We start from the raw sequence: 24203 nt of genomic DNA, 5'->3' as shown, positions 1-24203 counted from the left end.
CGTAACCCTGCGGCAGCTGGTCGCGCACCCGCTCCAACGCGTCCCGCCACGTCTCCGAACCGTCCCAAGTGGACGGACGCCACGTCCGCAACCCCTCCAGCACCGCGTCCTCGGCACTACGCGAACTTTCCCCAGCCCGAGCGGGCGAGTCCTCGTCCGCGCCACCCGGCAACGACCGCGAAGACGTCCGCTGCGTACCGAGCTTCGCAGCCAGCTCCAACGCCAGCGCGTGCGCGTCACCCTCAGGCAACCCACGAACCAGATACGACGCCAGCAGATCCTTCACATCGTCGTTGACACGGACCGCTTCCCGCTGCTCAGGAACCGGCTCTTCGATCCATACGGGAACGCGGTGGTACCGCGACACCAGACCTGTCGCCCGCTCCAACGCCGACTCAGCGACATCCGCTGACCGCTTACCCAACGTCGTCCGGGCACGATCAGCCGCGGCACCAAGCCACGCCACCACATCAGCACGCGATACCGGGATCGCCGGCAAGTCCACATCGGACAGTGGAGATTCCAGTTCCTCCAGCGCCACCGCCAGACCACGCGACAACCCCAGCGCCGACACCTCATCCCCACCACGGACGAGGAAATCAGCGACCACGTTCTTCACATGAAGATTCGTCTCCAGCGCCACCAATTCCGCATCGCTCAACCGATCCGGGTCCGAGGCCGTCGGAACCCGGTGATACAGATCCACCAACCGCTGAGCATGCCCGATGACCCCCGCAACCGTGCCCAGCCCCGCACCACGGAACCGATCGAGAACACGCTCGCCCTCGGTTACCACCCACTGCCGCGCACCCACACGATCGGCCGGGAACACCGGCACGGCCGGAGCCACAGACGCCCGCGACTCCGGACTCTCAAGCCTGGCCGGCCGCGACAACGCCCGAGCCCGCTGCCTCGCCTGCTCGGCCTCACCCGCACGCCCCGGCGAAATCTCCCGCATCGGCTCCTGCCCGAAGAACAGGTCGGGTTCTCCGCCGAAGTCGAAGTCGAAGGGTTCCGAGCTTTCGCCGAGGGCGGCAACGTTCCGCGCGAACTCGTCGTCCTCAGCCACCAAAGGCTGCCCATCCGCGGAGAAGTCGTACCGCGGGTCCGAAAGCCCGAGGGTTTCCTCGAAGGCATCGAAGGCTGCGAGAAAGTCAGGCAGGTCAGCGGCGCCGTCGTGCTCGACCACGGCCGGTGTCTCATCGGGCTCCGGTGTGGTTGCCTGGTCGGGCGCCGGCGCCGGAGTGGGCGCGGGTGTGGTGTGCGTGGAGTCCGGTCGTGCCTCGACGGCGACGTCACCGGGCTCGGTCTCCCCGGCAGGCTCGGCCGTCGGCGCGACCTCCACGATCCGCAGATCCGCTCGCCCGACGGTCTTGTCGGTCAAGAGTCCACGGAAGGTCACCCACTGCCCGATGAAGCGGTCGGGGTCTCCCGGCACGGTCAGGTCGGCGAACGCCTCCCGCACCACCGTGCGAACCGCGTCTTGCCGGCTTCTGATCACGCTCCTGGTGCTGCCCGAGACGTCGACGAACAACGACGGCGCCGTCTCCTGACCGCTCGCCAGAACCTTCCTCGCGTACCCGCGCACCCGTTCTCCGAGCCGGGCCTTCGTCTCGGGAGAGAGGGTCGTGGTCGAGGTGTACGCCGGGCCGACGGCCCTCGTGTCGAGTTTGAGGGCGAACTCGCCTTCCCACCAGGTGGTCGCGCCGAGGTGCGCGTCGGTCACCAGCGGCGAGGGTGTCACCCCGATGATCGCCTTGCCGTAATCGCTTTGGGTCGACGAGGTCGTCCCGTCGAATTCCCAAGTCGCGGCGTCGATTCCGTGGTGCCGCAACCGTTCCTTCAGCAGATCGGACATCGCGGTGAGCGCGCCGCTCCCCTGCGGCCTGTCCGGAAGGGGCAAGATCAGCCGCAGGTGCACGATCGGCGGCCGCGTACCCGAGGTAGTGCCTCGCCATTGCCCCGCGATCCGGGCCGCGAGGTCGTCCAAGCGGGCTTCGCCGTCGTCACCGAGCACGGTGACGGACACCCGACCCCGCCTCGCCAGGGTGACGTCGACTTCGGCAGTCCACGACGGCACCACCAGCCGGGTCCGCCCCGGCAGGGTCACCCCGGCCGGCACCTCGTCCGGTGTCCCGTCACCGATCAGGACCGACACCGCGGCGGTACCCGCGGGCCAGGTGCCCTCGGCCACGGTCTCCAGCCGGACCTCCGCCGCGCCGAAGTCCTCCGCCACCAGCCCGGACAAGTACCGCCCACGCTCGCCGCCGAGGGTCTCCTCATCGCGCGACGACATCAGCGTGAACGAGACCGGCACGCCGTCACCGTGCTGTTCGGAGGCACCTGACAGCATCTGCCGCAGGCGCCACTCCACCGCCGGAGCCAGCGTCGTCTGTCCCCGATCGAACGGCATGTCCAGAGTCCGCACCGCCCGGTAGCCCTCGACCGAACCGTTCGGGCCAGGACGCAACCACAGCTGCCAGTCCTGACGGAACTGCCCGGACGCGAGTACCACCGACAGTGGTGGTTCCGCGGCCCCGGCCTGAGCCGGGAGGCCATCCGGCCCCGCCGCCGCTTCGAGCGCGCTCTTCACCACGTTCCGCGCGGCTTCGACCAAGCGGTTCCGGGCGCCGGGATCCGCCGGAAGATTGTTCATGTAGCGGACGAGCTGAAGGTCCAGCGGCTCGATACCGCGCGTGGCCCGATCCCGGATCACCGGCACGATCGCGTTCGCCCACTCACGCAGGGCCCGCACGTCCGCGTCCCAGCGGTCACTCCGGTGATCGCCGACCCACTGCCAGCCGGGAATGCCCGCCCCGCGCACCAACGGACGCATGGCCTCGAATCCCGTCCCGGCCGCGGCCGCCGGCAACCCGGCGTGCGCCGCGGTCCGGCCGGTCGCCCAGGCCAGGGAACCCGACGCGGCCGTCGCCGTACGCACCCCGGCGTCCTGCAACCTGGCGTGCGCCACGGTCTGACCGGTCTTCCGGCCCTTGCCGCGCTCGACCGTGATCCGCGGCGGATCGATCCGCGACCCGGTGTCCTGCGCGAGCTCCCGGACGGCGTCGCCCACGAGGCCCTCGGCGAGCGCCCGCAGCCCGGACATCCGTTCTTGGGTCAGGGAGTTCGGCTCGGCCGTCTGCTTCTCGAGCACCAGCGCGATCGATTCCACCACGCCGGCCCGGCCGGCGCCCGCCTCGGCGGCAGCTCGCTGGACAGCACCGGTGATCATCTGCCGCAGGTCCCACCGGGACGCGTCGGCCAGCAACGAAGTACCCGGAACGAAGGCGAGCTCGTCCACCTGGCGAAGAGCCCGGTAGTCGGGAACCCTTCGGCCCGGGTGCGGATCCGGCACGACGGTCATCCAGTAGCCGACCGGCAGGTCGCTCGCTTTTTCCTCCGCGGTGATCTTCCGGCCCCCGATGGGCAAGTGATAGCCGAGATCCGCCAACGTCGACTGCGCGGCTCCCTCCGGCAGGGCGGCCGCCAACGACCTCGTCAGCTGCTCCGTGATCACGGTCGACACCGTGTCGTCCGGGTACGCGCGCTTCTTGACGCCGCCGTCGATGCGCGTGATCCGGATGTCCAGCGGACGTTCCTGGTTCGTCTGGCGAAGAGCGATCAAGGGAGCGTTCGCCTCGGCCCAGGCCGCCAGCAGCGCCCGGTCGTGTTCGGACACCCCTGCCTTCGCACTCGAGACCGATACCTGCCAACGCCCGATCAGGTCGTCACGCACGCCGTCGCCGACCGAGACCCGAACCGCGATCTCGCTGTCCGCCCGGCTGCCGGTATAGCGGATCTCCACCCTCGGCGTGCTGCCGGTCGTTTCCGGCGCCGTCTCCGCGGCCTCTGCCATGCCTTCGGTCACCAGCCGCGTGAAGTACACCTGCCGTGCCGCACGAGCCGCATCGGTGTCGACCCGCGGCGGCCTCAGCGAGAACCTGAAAACAGGTGCCTCTCGCCCCTCCCGGGCCGCACGCCCGGCCGCACCGGCCGCCATCACCCGGATCCTGTCTTCGTGTGCCACCGGCAACGAATTCATCGTCGAGAACAGCGTCACTTCAGCCGACACCGAATCCCGGTGCCCCGTGGCGGTCAACGCGGAGACGTCCGGGAACCGGAGCAGATCCAGTCGCACCGACCCCGTCCGGAGCGACAGCAGCACCGGACTGATCACCACGCCGGTTCCCGCCGCGTCGAGAACCTCCATGACCTGGCGATGCGCTTCGGCCAGCTTCACCCGGGCGGAAGCGACGTCCTCCGGAGTCCTCATCTGACCGGAAACCACCAGCCGCAGGTCGTCGCGCAGGAATCCACCCACGTCCCGGGCGGCGGCCCGCTCGGAGAGTCCCGCGGTCACCTCGTCGCGCAACCTGTCCAGATCCGCCGCGAGGACGGTGCGCGACTTCGAGTTGTCGAATCGTCCTTCCCAGACCTTTTCGAAAGCGTCCGCGGCCGCCGGTTCCAGAGTGGGGCGGGCCGACATACCGGCGTTCCGCCACCAGACCGACGGGGTTCCCGGTGCGACGTCCCGGCCGGCCAGCTCCGCCACCACCGTGCCCTTGATCTCCCGGCCGGTCCGGGGGTCGAGGTCGCCCCGCATGCCGAGAACCCACGACTTCCGAAGGTCCGCCGCGGCGCCGGTGAGCTTCTCCCCTGCCGAAGGAACCTCGTAGTGCGGCGGCAGCTCGGCGCGAAGGCGCTCCAGCTCGTCCCGCCAGGTCTCCGAACCGTCCCAAGTGGACGGACGCCAGGTACGCAGCCCCTCCAGCACGGCATTCTCGCCACCGCGAGAGCTTTCGCCCGCCTGCGCAGGCGAGTTCTCGCCCGAACCACCAGGCAGCGCCCCCGAAGACGTGCGCCGGGTACCGAGCTTCGCCGCCAGCTCCATCGCCAGAGCGTGTGCGTCCCCCTCATGCAGACCACGGACCAGGTAAGACGCGAGAAGGTCCTTCACGTCATTGTTAAGACGGACGGTTTCCCGCTGTTCGGGAGCGGGCTCCTCGATCCACACGGGAACGTGGTGGTACCGCGACACCAGGCTTGTCGCCCGCGCCATCGCCGTCTCTGCGACCTCCGCGGACCGCTTGCCCAACGACGTCCGAGCACGATCGGCCGCGGCACCCAGCCACGCCACCGCATCGTCACGCTCGACCGGGATCCCCGGCAAGTCCACATCGGACGTATCCCGCGTCGACGTCCCCAGCGCCACCGCCAGACCACGCGACAACCCCAGCGCCGCCTGCTCATCCCCACCACGGACGAGGAAGTCGGCGACCACGTTCTTCACATGGACGTTCGTCTGCAATTCGACGAACTCCGCATCGGTCAGGCTGTCACGGGAAGCGGCCGTCGGCACCCGGTGATACAGATCGACCAATCGCTGCGCGTCCCCGATGACGCTCTGGACCGTGTTCATCCCGGCAGCCCGGAACCGGCCGAGAATACGCTCGCCCTCGGTCACCACCCATTGGCGCGCACCTTCGCGGTCCTGTGGGAACACCGGCACCGCGGGCAGGCCGGCCGCACGCGACTCCGGGCTGTCGGCCGCCGCCGGCCGCGACAACGCCCGAGCCCGCTGCCTGGCCTGCGCCGCCTCACCCGCACGGTTCGGCGAAATGTCCCGCACCGCGGTTTCCCCGGTCTGCCGCCGGGCAGGAACATCCGCCGAGCGCAGCTCCCGCCCCATCGTCGCGGCTGCGGCGAGATCGCGGGCCTCGCGGCTCTCGCGAGTCTCACCGGTCCCCGAGAAGCCGGCCTGTGCCACGATCTGGCCGGTCTTGCGGCCCTTGCCTTGTTCCACCGTGATCCGCGGCGGATCGATTCGCGTTCCGGCCTCCTGCCCGAGCTCCCGGATGGCGTCTTCGGCGAGCGCCCGCAGATGCTCCTCACGAGCCCGGCTCAGGGAAGCCGACTCGGCGATCTGCCTGTCGACCACGAAGGTGATCGGCTCCACGCCGTTCCGTCCTGAAGCGACCGCTCGCTCGACGGCCCCGGTGATCATCTGCGTCAGGTCCCACCGGGACGCGTCGACCAGCGACGGCTTGCCCTGGACGAAGACGAGCTCGTCCAGCTGCCGGACAGCGCGATAGTCGGGAACCTGCCACCCCGGCCGCGGATCCGGCACGACGGTCAGCGAATAGCCGACCGACAGGCCGTCGGCCTTTTCCTTGTCGCTGAGCTTCCTGAACCCGGTGCGCAGTTCGTAGCCGAGCTCCGCCGGCCGTGCCTCCACCGACCGCTCGGGCAGCGCGGCCAGCACCGACCTCGTCAGCTGCTCCCCGATCGCGGCCGACACCTCTGCGTCCGGGTAGCCGTCCTGGTTGTGGTTGGACACGAGGCGAGTGAGCCGGATGTCCAGTGGGCGTTGCCGGTTTCCGTGACGGAACACGATCAGGGAAGCGTGCGTGTCGGCCCAGCCGGCCAGCAGCGCCCGGTCTTGCCCGGACACCCCCGACCTCGCATTCATGAACGAGAGCAGCCATGGCCCTGCACGGCCGTCACCGACGGCGTCATTGATCGCGACCTGAACCGTGACCTCGGAATAAGCCCGGCCACCGGCATAGCGGACTTCGACGGTCGGCGCCCAGGCGGCCGTCCGCTGCTCCGTCTCCTCGGCCCCGGCCATGCCTTCGTCCACCAGGCGCGTGAAATACGCCTGCCGTGCCGCGCGAGCCGCCTCGGTTTCCACCCGCAGTGGCCTCAGCGAGAAGGTGAAGGTGGGCGCCTCCTGTCCTTCCTGCGCCGCACGCTCCGCCGCACCGGCCGCCATCGCCCGGATCCGGTCTTCGTGCGCCGTCGGCACCGCGTTCATCAACGGGAACAGCGTCAATTCGGCCGACGTCGCGGCACGGTAGTCCTCGGCGGTCAACGCGGAGCCGTCCGGGGACCGGAGCAGTTCCAGCCGCGAGGCCCCTGTCCGGAGCGAGGTCAGCACCGGGCTGATCACCACTTCGGTTCCCGCCGCTTCGAGAACCTCCATGACCTGGAGGTGCGCTTCAGCCAACCTCGCGTGGGCGGCGGTGATGTCGGCCGGGGTTCTGACCTGGGCACGCAGGACCAGTCGCAGATCTTCGCGAAGGTAGCCACCTGCCGTCCGCTCGGCGTCCCGTGTGGAGAGCTCCGCCGCCACGTTCTCGCGCAGCGTCCGCAAGTGCTCTTCACGGACAGTGTGCGACTTCGAGTGCACGAATCCGCCGGACCACAGTTCGACCGCGTTCCCGGTGGGAGCCGGAGCGGTGTCGTTCGCCACTCGCCGTTCCGGCACGGCACTCCCGCCGCTGCGAGAGCTTTCCCCGGCGACCGCCTGCGCCTCTTGGCGCGCACCACCGGGCAACGCCGACGCGGTTCGCTGGGTCCCGAGCTTCGCGGCCAGCTCCATAGCCAGCGCGTGCGCGTCACCCTCATGCAGACCACGGACCAGATACGACGCGAGAAGGTCCTTGACATCGTCGTTGAGCCGGACCGCTTCCCGCTGCTCCGGAGCAGGCTCCCCGATCCACACAGGAACCCGGTGATACCGCGACACCAACGCCGTCGCCCGTACCAACGCCGACTCAGCGACATCCGCCGACCGCTTACCCAACGACGTCCGGGCATGATCAGCCGCGCCACCCAGCCACGCCACCACATCAGCACGCGACACCGGAACATCCGGCAAGTCCACATCGGACAGCGGGGATACCAGCGTGCCCAGCGCCACGGCCAGACCACGCGACAACCCCAAGGCCGCCAACTCATCCCCACCACGGGACAGGTAGTCGGCGACCACGTTCTTCACCTGGAAATTCGTGTCCAGCGCCACCAGTTCCGCATCGGTCAGCGTCGCCAAAGACGCGGCCATCGGAACCCGGTGATACAGATCCACCAACCGCTGAGCGACACCGATATGACCTCGAACAGTTTCGCGGCCCACCGCCTCGAACCGGTCGTGAACACGCTCGCCCTCGGTCACCACCCACTGCCGCGCACCCACACGATCGGCCGGGAACACCGGCACCGCGGGCAGGTCGGCCCGCAGCTCAGAGCTCTCGGACGCCAACGGCCGCGACGCCTCACGGCCCCGCCGCCGGGCCTGCTCGGCGGCGGCCGCACGGCCTGGTGAAATCCAGCTCGGATCCTGTCCCGCCGACCACGCCGAGTCGTCGAACCCGAGCTCGAACGACTGCCAGGCCTCGCCCACTGTGGACAGATCGTTCAGAAAGTCGTCGTCGGACCAGCTGGGCATACCGTCCGCGGCGAAACCCTGCTGTCCCTCGAAGGAAGCGATCAGCCCCAGAGCGTCGCCGGTTTCCATAACGTCGGGCAGGCTCGCTTCCGGCGAGACCACTCCGGGCGTCCGAGGTGCGTTGGCCGCGGGCGCGTCCTGGGCCACCGAGTTCTCGACGACTTCCCGGGCGATCTCCAGGAAGTGCAGGTCGCCACGCTGGAAAGTGCTGTCATCCGTCAGTTCGCGGAACCGGAAGTGCGAGTCGATGAAGCGATCGACGTCTCCCCGCCCCGGAATCTGTTCCTCCTGGAGGGCGTCCCACACGGCGGAGCGCGCTTTGTTCTTACGCTTCGCCAGCTGAGTGACGTTCCGGCCGGTGATGTCGACCAGCATCAACGGCGGTGTGTCGCCGGTCTGCGAGAGCACCTTCGCCGCGTATCCACGCACGCGCACGCCGATCTGGGCGATTGTTTCCGGGGCCAGATCATTGGTCGCGACGCGGCCGACGCCCGCCTCACCCTCCGCGAAATCGCCGGCGAAATCGTCTTCCCACGAGTCGGCGGCCTTCACCTGTGCGTCGGTCACCAGGGGTGAAGGCAACACCGCGACGATCACCTTCGGAACGGTCTGCTTCGTCACGGAAACGCGCTCCGAGAACGTCCAGGATCCGGCATCGACTCCCTGCCGGCGCAGCCGTTCCCTCACCAGGGCCGACACCGCGTCCAGGACGTCGTCCTGGTGCCTGCTGTCCTGCCGGGTCAGCAGCGACTGGATCTGCACCACCGGGGGCCGCGACCCCTCGGCCACACCACGCCACTGCGCCGCGATCCGTCCGGCCATCTCGTCCAGCCGGTCCCCGTCGTGGACGTTGAGCAAGGTGACGTCGGCGGGAGACCGCTTATCGAGCCGGCGGGAATCCGGGAGCACCTCGCCCGGGCTCTTCTGCCTCCGTTCGATCGAGAGATCCGCTGTCCACGACGGCACCACCAGACGACCGCGCCCCGGCAAGGCCACCCCGGCGGGTACCTCACCGGGCGTGCCGTCACCCACCAGTACCGACACAGCCGCGGCACCGGAAGGCCACGTGCCCTCCGACAGCGACTCCAGCCGTACTTCCGCCGCGCCGAAGTTCTCCGTCACCAGGCCGGTGAGGTACTCCCCACGGCGGTCGTTCGAGGACATCTGGTCGGGTGCCGCCATCAGGGTGATCGACACCGGCGCGCCGCCCTCGTACTGCCCGGCCGCGCCGGACAGCATCTGCCGCAACCGCCACTCCACCGCCGGAGCCAGCTCCACCCTGCCCGGCTCGAACGACACGTCCAGATTCCGAGCGGCTCGATAGCCCTCGACCGGACCACCCGCGTCAGGACGTGTCCACAGGCGCCAATCCCGGCGGCTGAAACCGGCTCGCAACGTCACCGACAGAAGCGGGCCGGAAGCACCCTCGTGGACCGGGATTCCCTCCGGCCCCGCCTCCGCCTCCAACGCCTCGAGGACGATCGTCCTGGCCTGGTCGACCGTGGCGGCGTGCTTCCGCGGGTCGCGTGGAAGAGCTTGCAACGACCGGACGAGGTGCAGGTCGAAAGGCTCGATCCCTTGCTCGACCCGCTCGCGCATCAAGGGAACGATCGCCGACGCCCAAGCCCGCAGGGCCACCACATCCGCGTCCCGCACCCCGCGCCGTTCGAATTGCCCTTGCCATTGCAGCCCAGGGCTGCCCGCCTCGCGCAGCAGCGATCGCATCACCGATTCGGGCAGCCCCGCGATACCTCTGGTGTTACTCGCTTCGGGAACCGCGACCCCGGGAGAGAGCAAGACACGCGCGACGGTTTCGCCGGTGGCTTTCCCCTTCCCCTTGCCGACGGTGACGGTCGGCGGCTCGATCTGCTTGCCGTCCAACGCATCGCGCACGAAACCTTCGACGCGCTCCTGGAGGTACCTCGTCCGCGTGGTGGTCAGCGAGACCGCCTCGCCGATCTGCTTGTCGATCAGGATCGCGATCGGTTCGACCTTGCCGGTCGTTCCGGAGGCGTTCGCGGCCGCTCTCTCCACGGCCCCCTCGACCACGTGCCGCAGCGCCCACTCCGAGGACTCGGTGAGCCGCCCGACACCCGGCACGAAGGCCAGCTCCCCCAGACTCCGGGTGTTCCGGTAGTCGGCCGACCGCCGGCCGGGATGAGGATCGGGCAGCAGGGTCAGCGAGTAGCCCGCGGTCACCCCCTTCGCCGCTTCGGCCGCGGTGACTGCTCGGCTCCCCACTGGGAACGTGTAGCCGAGGTCCGCGAGGAGCGGCAGGCCCGATCGCTCCGGGTCGATGGCGGCCAGTGACCTCCCGAGGTGCTCGCGCACCAGGTCCATCACAGTGGCGTCGAAGTCACCGGTGCCGCGGTTGGCCCGGTGGTGGGTGATCCGGATGTCGAGGAGACGCTCGTCGTTGTCACGACGGCGAAGAATCAGCGGCGCGACCTGATCGGCCCACTCCGCCAAGGACGCGCGGTCGTCCTCGAAGACGCCCGCTTTGGCGCTGTCATTGCGGATCGACCACTCGAGGGGCCGTGCCTCGCGAACAGCGTCGCCCACCGAAACCCGCACCGCCACCTCGCCGGCCGCCCGGATGCCGTCGTACCGGACATCCACCGTGGGAGTCCATCCGCTCGCCGGGTCCGCGGTGGCAAGACCTTCGACGACCAGCCGGGTGAAGTACGCCCTGCGTTCCGCCCGTCGCGCGTCGGAATCCGTCCATGGCGGGGTGAGCACGAACGAGAAGGCCTGGAGATCACGACCCTCATCAATGGCACGGCGCGCCTCGGCCTCCGCCAGCAACCGGATCCGGTCTTCGTCCACCACCGGAATCGCGTTCATCGGCGGCGAAAGGGACACATCCACCGAACGCAGACCACGGTGATGCGCCAGCGACACTTCGTCGGCGTCCGGGTACCGCAGCAGCTCCACCCGCTGCTGACCGCTGCTCCTGGTGGCGACCACCGGCGTGACCTTGACCTCGCCGAGGATCCCGCTCACCAGCCGGTGTGCCTCGGCCAGGTACCTCCTGGCTTCAGTGATCTGCTGCGGATTCGGCGCGTTCAGGTGAAGGACGAGACGCAGGTCCTGACGAAGAAGACCACCCGAGTTCCGCTCCGCCTCCCGCGCGAGGATCTCCGCGCCCACGCTCCCGCGCAGCTCCTGGAAGTCGAGTCGCTGCGCCGATCCGGACTTACCGAGGACGATTCTCGTCTCCCAGAGCTTCACGGTCGGAGGTGTGTCCTCCCCGACCGCTTGCTTGCCTTCTCGCCACCACCGGCCCGCGATATCGCGTGTCATGCCGGTGCCGCTCAGCCTCGCCACCTCGGTCGACCGGACGGCCTTGCCCGTGCCCGGGTCCACGACCCCTTCCATGCCCACGGCCCAGGACTTCCACACCGCGACCAGGTCGCCCACGGGTTTCTTTCCGGGCTCCGGAACCTTGTAACCCGCAGGCAGCTGCTCGCGGACCCGCTCCAGTTCGTCCCGCCAGGTTTCCGAACCATCCCAGACGGTAGGGCGCCAAGTACGAAGCCTTTCGAGCGCGGCGTTCTCGCCACTGCGCGAGCTCTCCCCAGCGGCCGCTTGCGCTTTCCCGGGCGTACCACCGGGCAAAGCCGCCGACGAGGTCCGCTGGGTTCCGAGCTTCGCCGCCAGCTCCATCGCCAACGCGTGCGCGTCACCCTCATGCAGACCGCGCAGCAGGAACGCCGTCACTACGTCCTTGACGTCATCGTTGAGCCGCACCGCCTCTTGCTGCCCCGGAGCAGGCTCCCCGATCCACACCGGAACCCGGTGATACCGCGACACCAACGCCGTCGCCCGCTCCAGCCCAGCTTCGACGACCTCCGCGGACTTCTTTCCGAACGAAGCACGGGCCTGCTCCGCCTCGTCCCGAACCCACGCCACAGCCTCGTCACGCGACACCGGAACGGACGGCAAGTCCACATCGGACCGTCCTGGCGTCAGCGTGTCCAGGGTCAGAGCGAGACGGCGTGACAAACCGAGCGCCGAAACCTGATCCCCACCTCGGGACAGGAAATCGGCGACCAGGTTCTTCACATGGACGTTCGTCTGCAGATCGACCAGTTCCGGGTCGGTCAGGTGATCCAGGTTCTCAGCGTGCGGAACCCGGTGATGCAGGTCGACCAAGTGCTGTGCGGTGTCAATATGGCTTTGGACGTTCCCCCGGCCCATCGTCTCGAACCGTTCGAGGAGCCGCTCGCCCTCGGTGATCAGCCATTCCCGCGCACTCGCGCGGTCAGCGGGGAACACCGGCGGGACGAGAGTCTCGGACTCCGGGCTGTCCGGCTCCGCCGGCCGCGACAGCCTCCGGCTCCGTCGCCTCGCCCGCTCGGCCTCGTCCGCACGGGCCGGCGAGATTTCGCGCAGGACGGCCTCGTCGTCGAGGTCGAACGCCTCCCAGGCCGTCCCGACGGTGTCCAGGTTCTCCAGGAACTCCTCGTCATCGGACCAGCTGGGCAGACCTTCGAACGAAAAGCCCTGCTGCCCCTCGAAGGTCTGTCCGAACTCGGTGTCCATCGCGCCCAGGGAGAACTCGAACTCGTCCATGTAGGAACGGACGGCATCCGGCACCACATCCTCGGTCGATGGCGTTTCTCCGGCCGTCTCTTCGACCTTCACGACCGGCGATCCGGCTCGTGCCTCAGGCGATTCACCGTGTGCGGCCACCGGTGTCGTGGTTTCGGAGTCCTCGGCCGCGAGAGAAGCCGTCGGCGATTCCGTCGCAGCCGGGAGGAAGGCGTGGGCGACGGTCGGACTCGTCTTGAGCTCACCCTCACGGACCGTCACCACCGGTGGCTCGATCCGCGTTCCCTCGGCCTCGAACCGCCGCGAAGCGGCCTCCGCGAGGTCTTCCGCGAGCCCCTGCAGATACTGCTTCCGCTCTTCGGTCAGCGACCGTTTCTCAATGGTCCTCCGGTCGATCACAATCGTGATCGGATCGACCGCGACGACCTGGTCCGAAGTGCCGGCCGCCCGCTCGACGGCCCCGGTGATCACCTGCCGAAGGTCCCACTCGGAGGCTTCGACCAGCCGCACGGCACCCGGAACGAACTCCATACCGGTCAGGTTCCGGGCAGCCCGGTAGTCCCGCAGCCGCCACCCGGGACGCGGTTCCGGGTGCACGGTCAGCGAGTACCCGAGCGTCGCGCCGCGCTCCACGTCGGCCTTGCGGAACCGCTGCCGCCCCAGCGGAAACGAGTAGTCGAGATCGGCCGGGAGCCCCTGCCCCTGGTCCGCCGTCAGCGACCTCGTGAGCTGTTCCCGCACCACGGAGATCACCGTGTCGTCAGGGAACTCCGCCGTCACCTGGGTGCCGTGAGCGAGCCGGATGTCCAGCGGCCGCTCGTTGTTTCCATGACGGCGCAGGGCGACGGGCGCGACCTGATCGGTCCAGGCCGCCAGCAGGCGTCGGTCGACTTCGGAGACACCGTGCCGCGCGCTCTTGACCGAGATGGTCCAGGGGGCGGGCAGGTCACGAGCCGCGTTCCCGACCGAGACCTGGACCGGGGCATCCCCCTTCAGACTCGAAGGTCCGGTGTAGTGAACCTCCACACTCGGCACACGGCCTCGCCCCGCGCCTTCGGCGACCAGCCGGGTGAAGTACGCCTGGCGCTCCGTCCGCCTGACGTCGGTGTCGGAAAGCAACGGCCCGAGCGAGAAGGTGATCTTGAGCGGCTCGGCCCCCTCGGCCGCCGCGCGCCGTACCGCACCCGCGGCCATCAACCGGACCCGATCCTCGTCGACGACCGGCATCGCTTCCGTCAGCGAAGAGAACGTCACGTCGGCCGAAGACGCGTTCCGGTAGTACGCCTGCGACTGCTCACCGGAATCCGGGAACCTGACCAGCGCCATACGCCAGTCCTGCCGATCATCGACCAGCATGCGGGTGATCTTGAGGTCCTCGCTCGGGAGTTCCGCCTGTCCGCCACCGACGACCTGCATCAGCCAATCGTGTGCCTTGGTCAGCCTCGCCAGAGAAGACAGGAAAGCACTGCGGTGCGCCAGACCGGACTGGGCGACCAACCGGAGGTCTTCGCGCAGAAGCCCGCTCGCGCCCCGTTCTCTGTGCCGCGCGACAATCGCCGGTCCCACGTCCTCGAACAGCCCCCGCAGGTTGTCCACCTGCAGTTTGCCCGACCGTGGCTTGGCGGTCTTGAACTCCCACAACGTTTCGGGGGAGCCGATCGCGCGCTCGGCGCCCGTCGCCGCGGCACCGCTTTCGCCTGCCTCGGCGGCCCGAGCCTCCCGCCACCACCTTCGCGGCGTATCCATCGACAGCGTCGGGTCGGTCATCTTCGCGACCGCACCGGCCGTGACTTCCATGTCGGTGCGCGGGTCGACGACACCTCGCATCCCCAGGGCCCAGGACTTCCGCAGAGCGGCCGCGTTGCCCGTCAGTCTCTGCCCCGGCGGCGGCACGTCGAAGGTGGACGGCAGCTGATCACGCAGCCGGTCCAGCTCGGCCCGCCACGTCTGCGCATCGTTCCAAACGGACGGCCGCCAGGTCAGCAGATAGTCGACAGCGTCCAGGCGTGCAGCGGCATCGGTGTGCGAGCTTTCCCCCACGGGAGCGGGCGGACCCTCGTCCGCGCCACCGGGCAACACCGGGTCGGCGGACGTCCGCAGGATGCCGAGCTTCGCCGCCAAGTCCACGGCCAGCGCGTGCGCGTCACCCTCGTGCAGCCCGCGCACCAGCAGAGCCGCGATCAGGTCCTTTACATCGTTGTTGAGCCGCACCGCCTCGCGCTGCTCTGGGGCGGGCTCCTCGATCCACAGTGGAACGCGGTGATAGCGCGACACCAGACCGGTCGCCCGCTCCAGCTCCGCCTCGACCGCCGCCGCGGGCTTCTTCCCGACCCAGGCCCGGCCCTCCTCGGCCGTCTCCCGCACCCACGTGGCCGCTTCCGCACGCCCGGCCGGCACTTGCGGCAAGGCCACGTCCGACCGGCCCGGGGTCAACGTGCCCAGCGCCACCGCCAGGCCGCGCGCCAGCGCGAACGCCCCGGGCAGGTCTCCGCCCCGCAGAAGGAAGTCGGCGATCACGTTCTGGACGCCGAAGTTGGTCTCCGACTCGGCCAGTGCCGGACCGGTCGGATCGCTCTCGGTCGCGGCCTCCGGCGCCCGGTGATACAAGGCGATGATCGACGCGGCGTTCTCCAGCTGCCCCAGGACGTTCCCGAGCGGCATATCCGCGAAGCCCGCGAAGGCGCGGCTGCTTTCGCTTGCCACCCATTCCAGCGCGCCCGCCCGATCGGCCGGGAACTCCGGCGGGGTGATGGCTTCTTCTCCCACCCGCGGCTCCACGGCCGGAGACTGCTCCGGGCCGTCGATCATCATGAGGTCGTCGAAGTCCGGCATCGCCGTCGCGGCCAGCAACTCCGGATACCGGTTCGGCAGCAGCGCGTGTAGTGCCGTCGCCAGCGACGGACTGTCGTCGAGCAGCCCGAACCGGTAGACGTTGTCTGCCAGCGAAGACCAGACCAGCTGGTAGACCTCGTCTTCGACCGGCTCCTCGCCTGCTTCCAGCTTGCCGAACCAGTGCCCGACGACCTGGCTTTCGATCTGGTCGGCGAAGGTGCGTGCGGCGAACCTGTCCGAATACGTCACCAGCTCGGTCACCGCCTGGCCCCGGACCGCCTCGTCCGCGTCCTGCAACGTGCCCAGTTGGTCAAGGCTGTTCTTCCGCATAACCCAGGGCAGCGCCTGGGAATCGGTGATGACTACTTGAGGGGCGAGCAGATAGTCGTCGTCGCCCCACAACTCAGGCTGCTCACCCAGCGTCCGCATGACGTCGACGACCTGGCCGACCGGACCTTCGAGCGGGGACAGCGCCGAGTCGACGCCCATCATGGCCAGCCATTCGGACCGGTAGAGCGGGCGGTCTGCCAGGCTGCTGTCGACGACCATCCACTCGGCGCCCGCCGGTCCGCGGACATAGGCCAGCGGCGCGGTGTGATAGACCCAGGCGATGTCTTCGGGCTGCCCGAACCGGTCGACGGTCACCTTCAGGCCACTGCCAGAGGCGGAAACGTAGATCTTGCGCGGGAAAGTGCCCAGGCTCAGCAGCTTCAAAGCGGCCAGGTGCCCTCGGAGCTGGCACCCGTTCTCGCTGTATTCGTGCGGCACGGGAATCGAGGCCATCTGCAGGTCGAGGGTCATCGACCGCAGCTCGCGCATCCACTCCAGCGCCGTCTCCCACTCGACCGGCTCGGGAGTGGCGTTTTCGTGCCAGGCCGCCACCTCCGGCGTGGGTTCTGCCCAAAGGTGGCCGAGGTAGTCGCGTTCCTCCGGCAACGCGTCGGTCAGGTCGAGGAGCAGGTCACGGCCCTCTGCACCGTCTTCGCCGATCAGCCGCCAGTACGCGTCGCGCACCGCCCACAACACCCGCAGGTCGCGGTCCACGCGTTCCAGCAACGCCAGCGCGTCGTCTTCGAGGCCGGAGTCGACCAGGTCCAGCAGCGCCGCCGCGAATTCCCGGACCTGTTCCTGGTCTTCGGGGCGTTCGGGGGCGTCGACCCAGACCCTTGGCGCGGGCGGGACGTCCGCGTCCATCAGCAATTCGGTCTCCGGGACCGCGCCGATGCGTTCGAGCAGGCGGTAGACCTGCTCGTCGGTCAACCGGCCGGCGACACCGGCGCCGTGCACGGCCGACACCAGATCCGTTCCGGTCTGCCGCCTGAAGTCGGCCGGGAATCCGGAGCCATCCCGGTCGGCACCGGCCAAGCGCAGGGTGTCCAGCATCGCCCGGAAGTCCACCGGTCCTGGCCCGGTCAGGAGCGTGTGCAGGCGCTGGGCGTACGCCGTCGCCGCCGGAGGAACCTCGACGCTCCGGGCGGGTGTCCCCTGGTTTTGCGTCGTGTCATCGCCTCGGGCTCCACGCGCGCCACGGGTTCGCGGTGACTCGGTGAGCTCGGCGAGCCCGCGTCCCAGGCTCACCACGCGCCGCTCGGCTTCGGGGATCCGGACACCCGCCTGGTGGTCCTGGATCCGCTGGCCGGCGACGATCGTGCGCAGGACGCGGTCGCGGGCGATCAGGTCGCGCTGGGCCGGACTGACCGGGGCGATGAAGGTCTGGGTCTGATAGACATCGGACAGCAGCTGGCCCGCCCTGGTGGCCAGGCCGTCCACCATCCGTGCGGGCAGCTTCGAGGAGCCCAGCACCGCACGGGCCTTCTGCCAGCGGCCCAGCACGCCGGAGGGCAGACCCCGTTCCACTTCCGGTAGCAACCGGCCGGTGCTCAGCCCTGCGGCATCGGCGACCGAACCGTCTTCGGCCAGCACGACGCCATCGCCGGCGAGGTCCCGGCCGGGGCCGGTCTCCTGGCTCGCTCCGGAGAACTCGCCGCCGAGCGTTTCGCCCGCGGCGCGGAGTCCCTCGGTCCACGACTGCCAACCGTCACGGATTTCCCTGCCGGGCAAGGCTTCCGTGCGCAGCTCACCGAAGAGATGCTCGAACTCCGCCTCGCGGGCGGACTGGAACTCGTCCCGGATCCGCTCCAGCTGCTGCTCCGGCAGAACGGCATCGGGATTGGTTTCTCGCCACCGCACGAGCTGACCGACGAAATCACGCCCAGCCGCTTCCCTCGCATCCGCGAGAGCTTCCGGATAAGTCAAGTCCAGCGACGGCCGCGCCGCAGTCGCGAACCGGCCATCGAGAGTGTCGGTCGTGGCGTGCAGCTGCGCCAGCCACGAGTTCCAGCCGTCACGGATTTCCCTGCCGGGCAAAGCTTCCGTGCGCAAACCGCCGAGCCGCTGGTCGAAGTCGGCCTCGCGGGCGGCCCGGAACTCCTCCCGGATCCGCTCGACCTCCCGCTCGGACAGGAAGGAGCCGGGATTGGTGGTCCGCCAGTGCGCGAGCTGGTCGTCGAAGTCCTGCTCGGCCGCGTTGAGCGCGTTGGCAAGGCCCTCGTGGTAGGTCAGGTGCAGCGTCGGGCGGGCTTCGTCCGCACGTCGTTCGTCGGGCGGCCTCGTCGCGGGCTCGAGGGTGGGAGTCGTCGTACCGGAGCCGGTGCCGGACGGCGGCGCGTTGGGCTGAGCCGTGGTGGTGTCGACGGTCGGATGCTCAGAGTTGGGCTGCAGCCGCGGAACGAGTTCGCGCAGATCGCTTTCGGCCGAAGAGAGCGCGTTGGCGTCGCCGGTGGTGACGGCGTCGGTGTACTTGATGACGGCCAGCTGGACGTCGGGGTTGTGCGAAAGCGCGTAGATCTCGTCGGCGGGCGAGGAGTAGTAGACGACGCCACCGCCGCCACCGCTGCGCCCCGCCCGGTTCTCCGCCTGCACGTCGATGTCCGCGGACAGCTCCGAGTGGGCGGTAATCCGCACCTGCAGGTCGCCGCGGGCCTTGGCCTCGTCGGTGGTGGAGATGTCGACCCCGCGCGCGCCCTGCATGTTGATGACGAGCACCTTGCCGGGGGCGCCCGCCCGGTCGATGATGTCCTTGAACGCCGCGTCACTGTTGATTCCCTGCTCCAGGAACCACTTCGCGTCGATCGCCTCGTGCTCGACACCGAGATTCGAGAGCCTGCCGGACAATTCGCGCACCAGGTCGTTGCGGTGCGCGAGGATCAGCTGCGGCTGCTGGGTACCTTCCGAAGACTGCATGGTGCGGACGTCCTGGGCCATCTTGTCCAGCTTCGCCGCCTCGTCCTGCGACACCACGTCGTCGAACTTCTTCAGCCTCGACTCGTAGTACCGCGGCATGTCTTCGACGATCGGGGACATACCCTTCTCAGCGAACTGCTCGCCGTGGCCCTTCGCCGTGCCGGACGCGCCGGTCTTCTGCGCGTACTCACTCTTGCCGAGCAGTTCGTGCGCGGTGACGCTCTTGCTGCTGGCGGAGTCGTTGCGGATCTGCAGACCGTGCTTGAGCTCGACGGCCTGCGCCAGCCCGCCGTTCCACCGGCTCTCCGAGGAGGTCTCCGGATTGAACAGCACGTTGTGCGTCGTCTGGTCGATGATGTAGATCTTGCCCTGGTGCTGGACGTAATGGACGTTCTCGCGGTACTCCCAGCGCGCGGCCCCGGCCATGTTCACGCGGTTCACGTCGGCGTCCGAAAGCGGCTCGCCCAGCAGGATTTCCAGCTTCTCCCGGCCTTCCGGGGTCAGCCGCGCCGCACCACCGGCCTGCCCCTCGGCGCGGCCGAAGTCGGCCTCGGTGAGCCAGCCGCTGCGCAGGCTGTCCTGCAGGACGTCGTGGGCCCACTGGATCTGCGTGATGACCTCGGGCGGCGCCTCGTTCTGCACGCCGTCGCTCAGGATGTACTGAGAGTTCGAGTAGACCAGCGCCTCGTCGATCTCGTCGATGCTGACCTTGAGCACCACCGGATCCGAAGGCCGGTTCTGCCCGGGCAGCGTGCTGTGCTTGAGGTAGGTGAACCCGACGTCCTCGGCGGTGCCCAGGTAGACGGTCGGCTTGCCGTCCACCGGCGCGGACGGCGGAGAGTCGGAGTCGAGCCGGTGCACGTCGACGCCGAGCTGACCCAGCAGGCTCGTGTAGTGGTCCATCTCGCGGTCTGCGAGGTTCCCGCGGGTGGTGGTGACCTGGACGCCGTCCACGCCCGGCTTCGCGGCATGCACCGCCGCGTGGGCGAAGAACAGCCACGACTTCCCCTCGCCCGCGGCCATGTTCACCACCCGCCCGGCACCGAAGGCGTGCACGGCCGAAACCTGCGTCCAGCGCAGGGAGATCCCCTGTTCGCGACGAATCAGCTCGAACACCGCTGCGAACGTGTCCGCCTCGGAACCGGCGTGGTACAGCTCCCGGAGCTGGTCGATCGTGATGTTCGTCAGCCGCTCCTGTTCGGGCACACCGTCGGCGGAGCGGGCCGCGATGTCGGACAGTGTCCGAGCCGCTTCGTGCGCCTTGTTCGCACCGGCCAGCCAGGCCTCGTAGGTAAGGGTGTCGGTCACCTGCTCGCGCCAGCCACCGGCCTCGTCCGGCACGAAGACACGCGGCTGCGGCAACCGCTTGCCGTCGTTGTCCTTCATCTGCCGGTACGCCACGACGTGCTCGCCGCCATTGCGGTCGTAGATGAGTTCGTTCTCGGCCTTCAGCTCGACCAGCGTCGACCCGTCGGCCGCCCGCAGCGTCGTCGTCTCGTCGGTCTTGCGGGCTCGCACATCCCCGCCCTCGGTGCGCGGCGGCGACCATTCGCCACGCAGATCACGTTCGTAGCTGATGCCGTCCGGCAGGACCACGTGCCGCATCTCGCCGTCCGGGCCGAACACGGCCCTGGTGCCTTTCGGCAGCACGACCGGGTCCGTGCCCCGGCCGCGGTCCAGGGAACCGGCGGCATCCGCGAGGTACCAGCCGTCCTCACCGCGGGTCCACGACGTGCCCGCGGTCTCGAACCGTTGCGACCACACGATCCTGCCTGGGCCGGCGGTTTGCCCGTCCGGCACCGTCGCGGGGCCGTCGGTGACGACGGAGGGCTGCGCCGCCGCGGAGTCCGGAGCCGCCGCGGTCGTCTCGCCCGGGGTGAGGCGGATGGTCTCGTCGATTCCCACTATGTCCGATGTGGACAGACGCAGGTTTCCTGGCGCCACGGTGGTGCCGGTGAACCGCAACATCTGCGCTACCGCGTCGCGGGTGTCGCCGAGGCGCCAGGTCAGCTGCCCGGACCGGTCCGCGTTGTCCACGACCTCGACGGGCACCCGCCGCGCCGAATCGGTCTCCCATCCCGGCCGCGGCACGCCGTTGGGCGTCCGGGCATCGAGCACGACGTGCAGCTGATCGCCGTTGGGGAACCGGTGACGGCCGTTGACCCGCTCGTCCAGCGTTCGCTGCAGGTCCTGAGCCCACTCACGACGGGCACCGGCGTCGACGGCGCCCGACGAGGACATCAGGTCGACCGGGATCGAGACCTCGCGCACCCAGCGCCCTTGGCCGACTTCGCCACGACGCACGTCGAAGCGGGTCTGGAGGATCAGTCCTTCACCGCCCGCCTCGTCCGGCTCCAGCCGCTCTGCTCGATGCCGGGTCGGCGCCACCTGGTCACGGACGGCGTTCCATTCCACTGTGGGAACGAGATCGGGTCGGGACTCCGCAGCGTCACTGCGGTTCGGGACGGCGGTGTCGTCCGGCCTGCTCAGGCCGAACTGAGCGGCCAGCGCGGCCGCCTGGGCGTCGGTGGCGTCCGTCGTGTTCGTGGAACGCTGCGGCCGCGCGGGACCGCCGGTGACCTTGTCCGGCCCACGTCCATCCGCCGCCGCGGGATGCTGTGGCTCCAGCTGGCCCGGGGCCCGGTCTCCCCCGGACCGTGTTCCGGCGGACGCGGTGTTCGGCCGGTCCGGCGGCACGTTCGGCTTCGGCGGTTCGGCATCCGCCGGTCGCGGACCCGCGTCGGTCCGCGGTTGCGAGCTGGTCTGCGCCGGGGGCTTGGTGCCGGAGTCTGCCGACGGCGCGGGAGTCAGCTGCGCATTCGGCGTGGAGGGGTTCGCCGGGGTGGCCGGGGACGGGCTCGACGGTGTGCCGGAGGCAGGGGACGTGGGCGGAGTCGCCGGGGTCGCGGACGACGGTGTGGTGCCCTGCGGGGTGGCTGGGGTCGATGGAGTCCCCGGCGCAGTCGTCGACGAGGCGGGCGTGGCCACCGGAGTGGTCGGCGTGGCCGTCGACGGAGTCAGCGGAGAAGTCGGGGGCGCGGGCGGTGTGGTCGTCGCCGACGGGGTCGGCGTGCTCGACGGGGTGGCCGGGGACGACGGTGTGGTGTTTGTGGTGCCCGACGGTGTGGCGGGCGGTGTGCCCGGCGGAGTCGGCGGTGTGGCCGACGATCCCGCCGTTGTCGACGGGGTCCGCGTCGCGTCGGTTTCGGGAAGCGCCTTCGGCGTCTCGCCGCGCAAGAACTGCTGTGTCTGCGAAGAAGCGGCGGGTGCTCCACCCGTCGACGGACCGCTGCTGGACGACGGCACGGCGTTCGAAGGCGAAGCGGCGCCGGCGCCCGTGACCGGAGCGGTGTTCGAGGTCGAGGAACCCGGGGCGCCACCGGTCGACGGCGACGTCGAGGCGAGCGGTGTGCCGCTGGAGGTCGAGGGACCCGTGACAGGCGTGGTGCCGGTTGCTGGAGTGGCGCCGGTGGCAGGTGTCGCGCCCGACGCGGAAGCGGTACCGGTCGTCGGAGTGATCGGGGTCCCGCTCGTGGCGGGCACGGTCGGGCCGCTGGTGGGTGTGGTTCCAGTGGAGGGCGCGCCACTCGTCGTCGGCGTGGTCCCCGTGCCCGGAGCACCGCTCGTGGCAGGTGCGGTTCCCGCGGAAGGGCTGGATGTCCCCGTACCGGTGGACGGCGCAGCGCTCGTCGCGGGGGTGGTTCCCGCGCCCGGAGCACCGCTCGAAGTCCCGGTACCAGGCGTGGCACCGACGGCAGGGCCGGCCGGAGTGGTCGAGCCGGTCGGGGTGCCGCTTGTGACCGGAGCGGTGGAACCGCCACTGGTGGCCGGGGCGGTGCCCGTGACGGGGGCGCCGCTGGTGGCCGGAGCGGTGCCCACGGCCGGTGTCGTCGCGGTCCCACCGGACCCGGACGAGGCCGGAGTGGTGCCGGTCCCAGAACTCCCGGTACCACCCGAAATCCCGCCTGCCACCGGGGTGAAGCCGACAGCGGGAGCGTCGCCGGTGACCGGAGCGCCTTCGGTTACCGGCCGGCCCTCGCCGCTTCCCAGACCTTGTTGCGGGCTCTCGGTGAACAACTGCCCGAGCGACGTCCCACCGCTGGAAACGACCGGGATCTGCTGCACGGTGCCGGAATCCATGACACCGGGAAGCACCTCACCGGGCTGGCGCGGGATCACCAGTGGCTGACCACCGCTGGTGTCGGGCGCGGCGGCCGACGGCTTCTCCCGCAGCGGAGCCGTGCTGTCCCCAGTGATCTCACCGGCGGACGGCTTTTCCGAATATACCGGCGGTTTCTCGTCCGGAAACGCCGAGAACGAACCGTCGGGCCCGACTTCGTAAGCCGGCGGCGCCTCGACTTCGCCGGGGAAGGTCAGGTCGATGTCGTCGAGCTTGGTGTTCGTGGATCCGCCGGTATCGCTCGGCTTGCCGACGCCGCCGAAGGCGCCCAGCGCGCCGAGGATGCCGCCCCAGAACGCGTCGGGCTGATCGACGGCGATGTTGACGATCGGGTTGCTCCAGGCGACCGCCGCGACCTGTCCGGTCGAGTAACCCGCCTGTCCGAGCGCGACCATCCAGCCAGGAATCTCCTTGCTCGCCACGGTGGCCGCGGCCTTGGCGCCGCTCACGACGAACCGGGCGATGCTGTGCGTCAGACCGGCCGCCGCACCGCCGATCGCGCCGCCGATCGCGGACTTCCCGAGCGATTCGGAGTCGAAGTCGTCCCGGACGCCGTAGGCCATCTGAACGCCTTGGGCGATCGAGTCAATGGCCACCATCAGGCCGGCGCCCATGGCGGCGAAGGCCGCCATGTCCATGGTGAGCCTGCCCGCCGCCTTCGCCGCCTGGGCGGCGGTGATCGAGGTGATGCGGTTCAGCAGCATCCGCAGGATCAGGCGCAGGGACAACTGGGTCGCGGCGGTGACCGCCGGGACCATCCAGGCGAAGATCAGTGAGGCGATCAACTCGATCACGGTCGCCAACGCAAGCAGCGCCATCGTGATCATGAGGATCTGCGACTTCTCGACGTCCGCCGCGGTCGCCTTGATCATCTTCGCGAAGGCGGCCGCGGCTTCCCTGAGCTGGTCGGCCGACGGCAGAAGCTTGCCGGCGAACCATTCCCGCATGGATTCCGCGTAGTCGCCGTCGATCGCGCGGTCGAGGGCGTTCGAAACGTCGCCCGCGTCACCGATGAACTCTTCGAGTTTTTCGGCGAAGTCGGCCCACGCCTGCGACATGGCCCGCATGTTGCCGACGTTGGCCTCGGGCCATTCCATGCCGAGCGTGACCTTGAAGAACGTCTGCAAGGACTTGGGCAACTCGACGGAACCACCCTCTGCCACTTGC

The 24203-nt window shown here is 69.6% G+C and carries 1 protein-coding gene; it reads right to left on the bottom strand.

Annotated elements, in window-relative coordinates:
* On the bottom strand, nt 1-24199 hold a 24199-nt coding region (locus tag IE302_RS29405; protein WP_229907990.1), incomplete at its 3' end, for a protein-glutamine glutaminase family protein.
* Nucleotides 24200-24203: the final 4 nt, after the last annotated feature.

Source organism: Amycolatopsis oliviviridis (genome assembly GCF_014654365.1).
GTDB classification, from domain to species: Bacteria; Actinomycetota; Actinomycetes; order Mycobacteriales; family Pseudonocardiaceae; genus Amycolatopsis; species Amycolatopsis oliviviridis.
The sequence above is the reverse complement of the archived record's forward strand: the minus strand, read 5'-3'. Positions and strand labels throughout refer to the sequence as shown.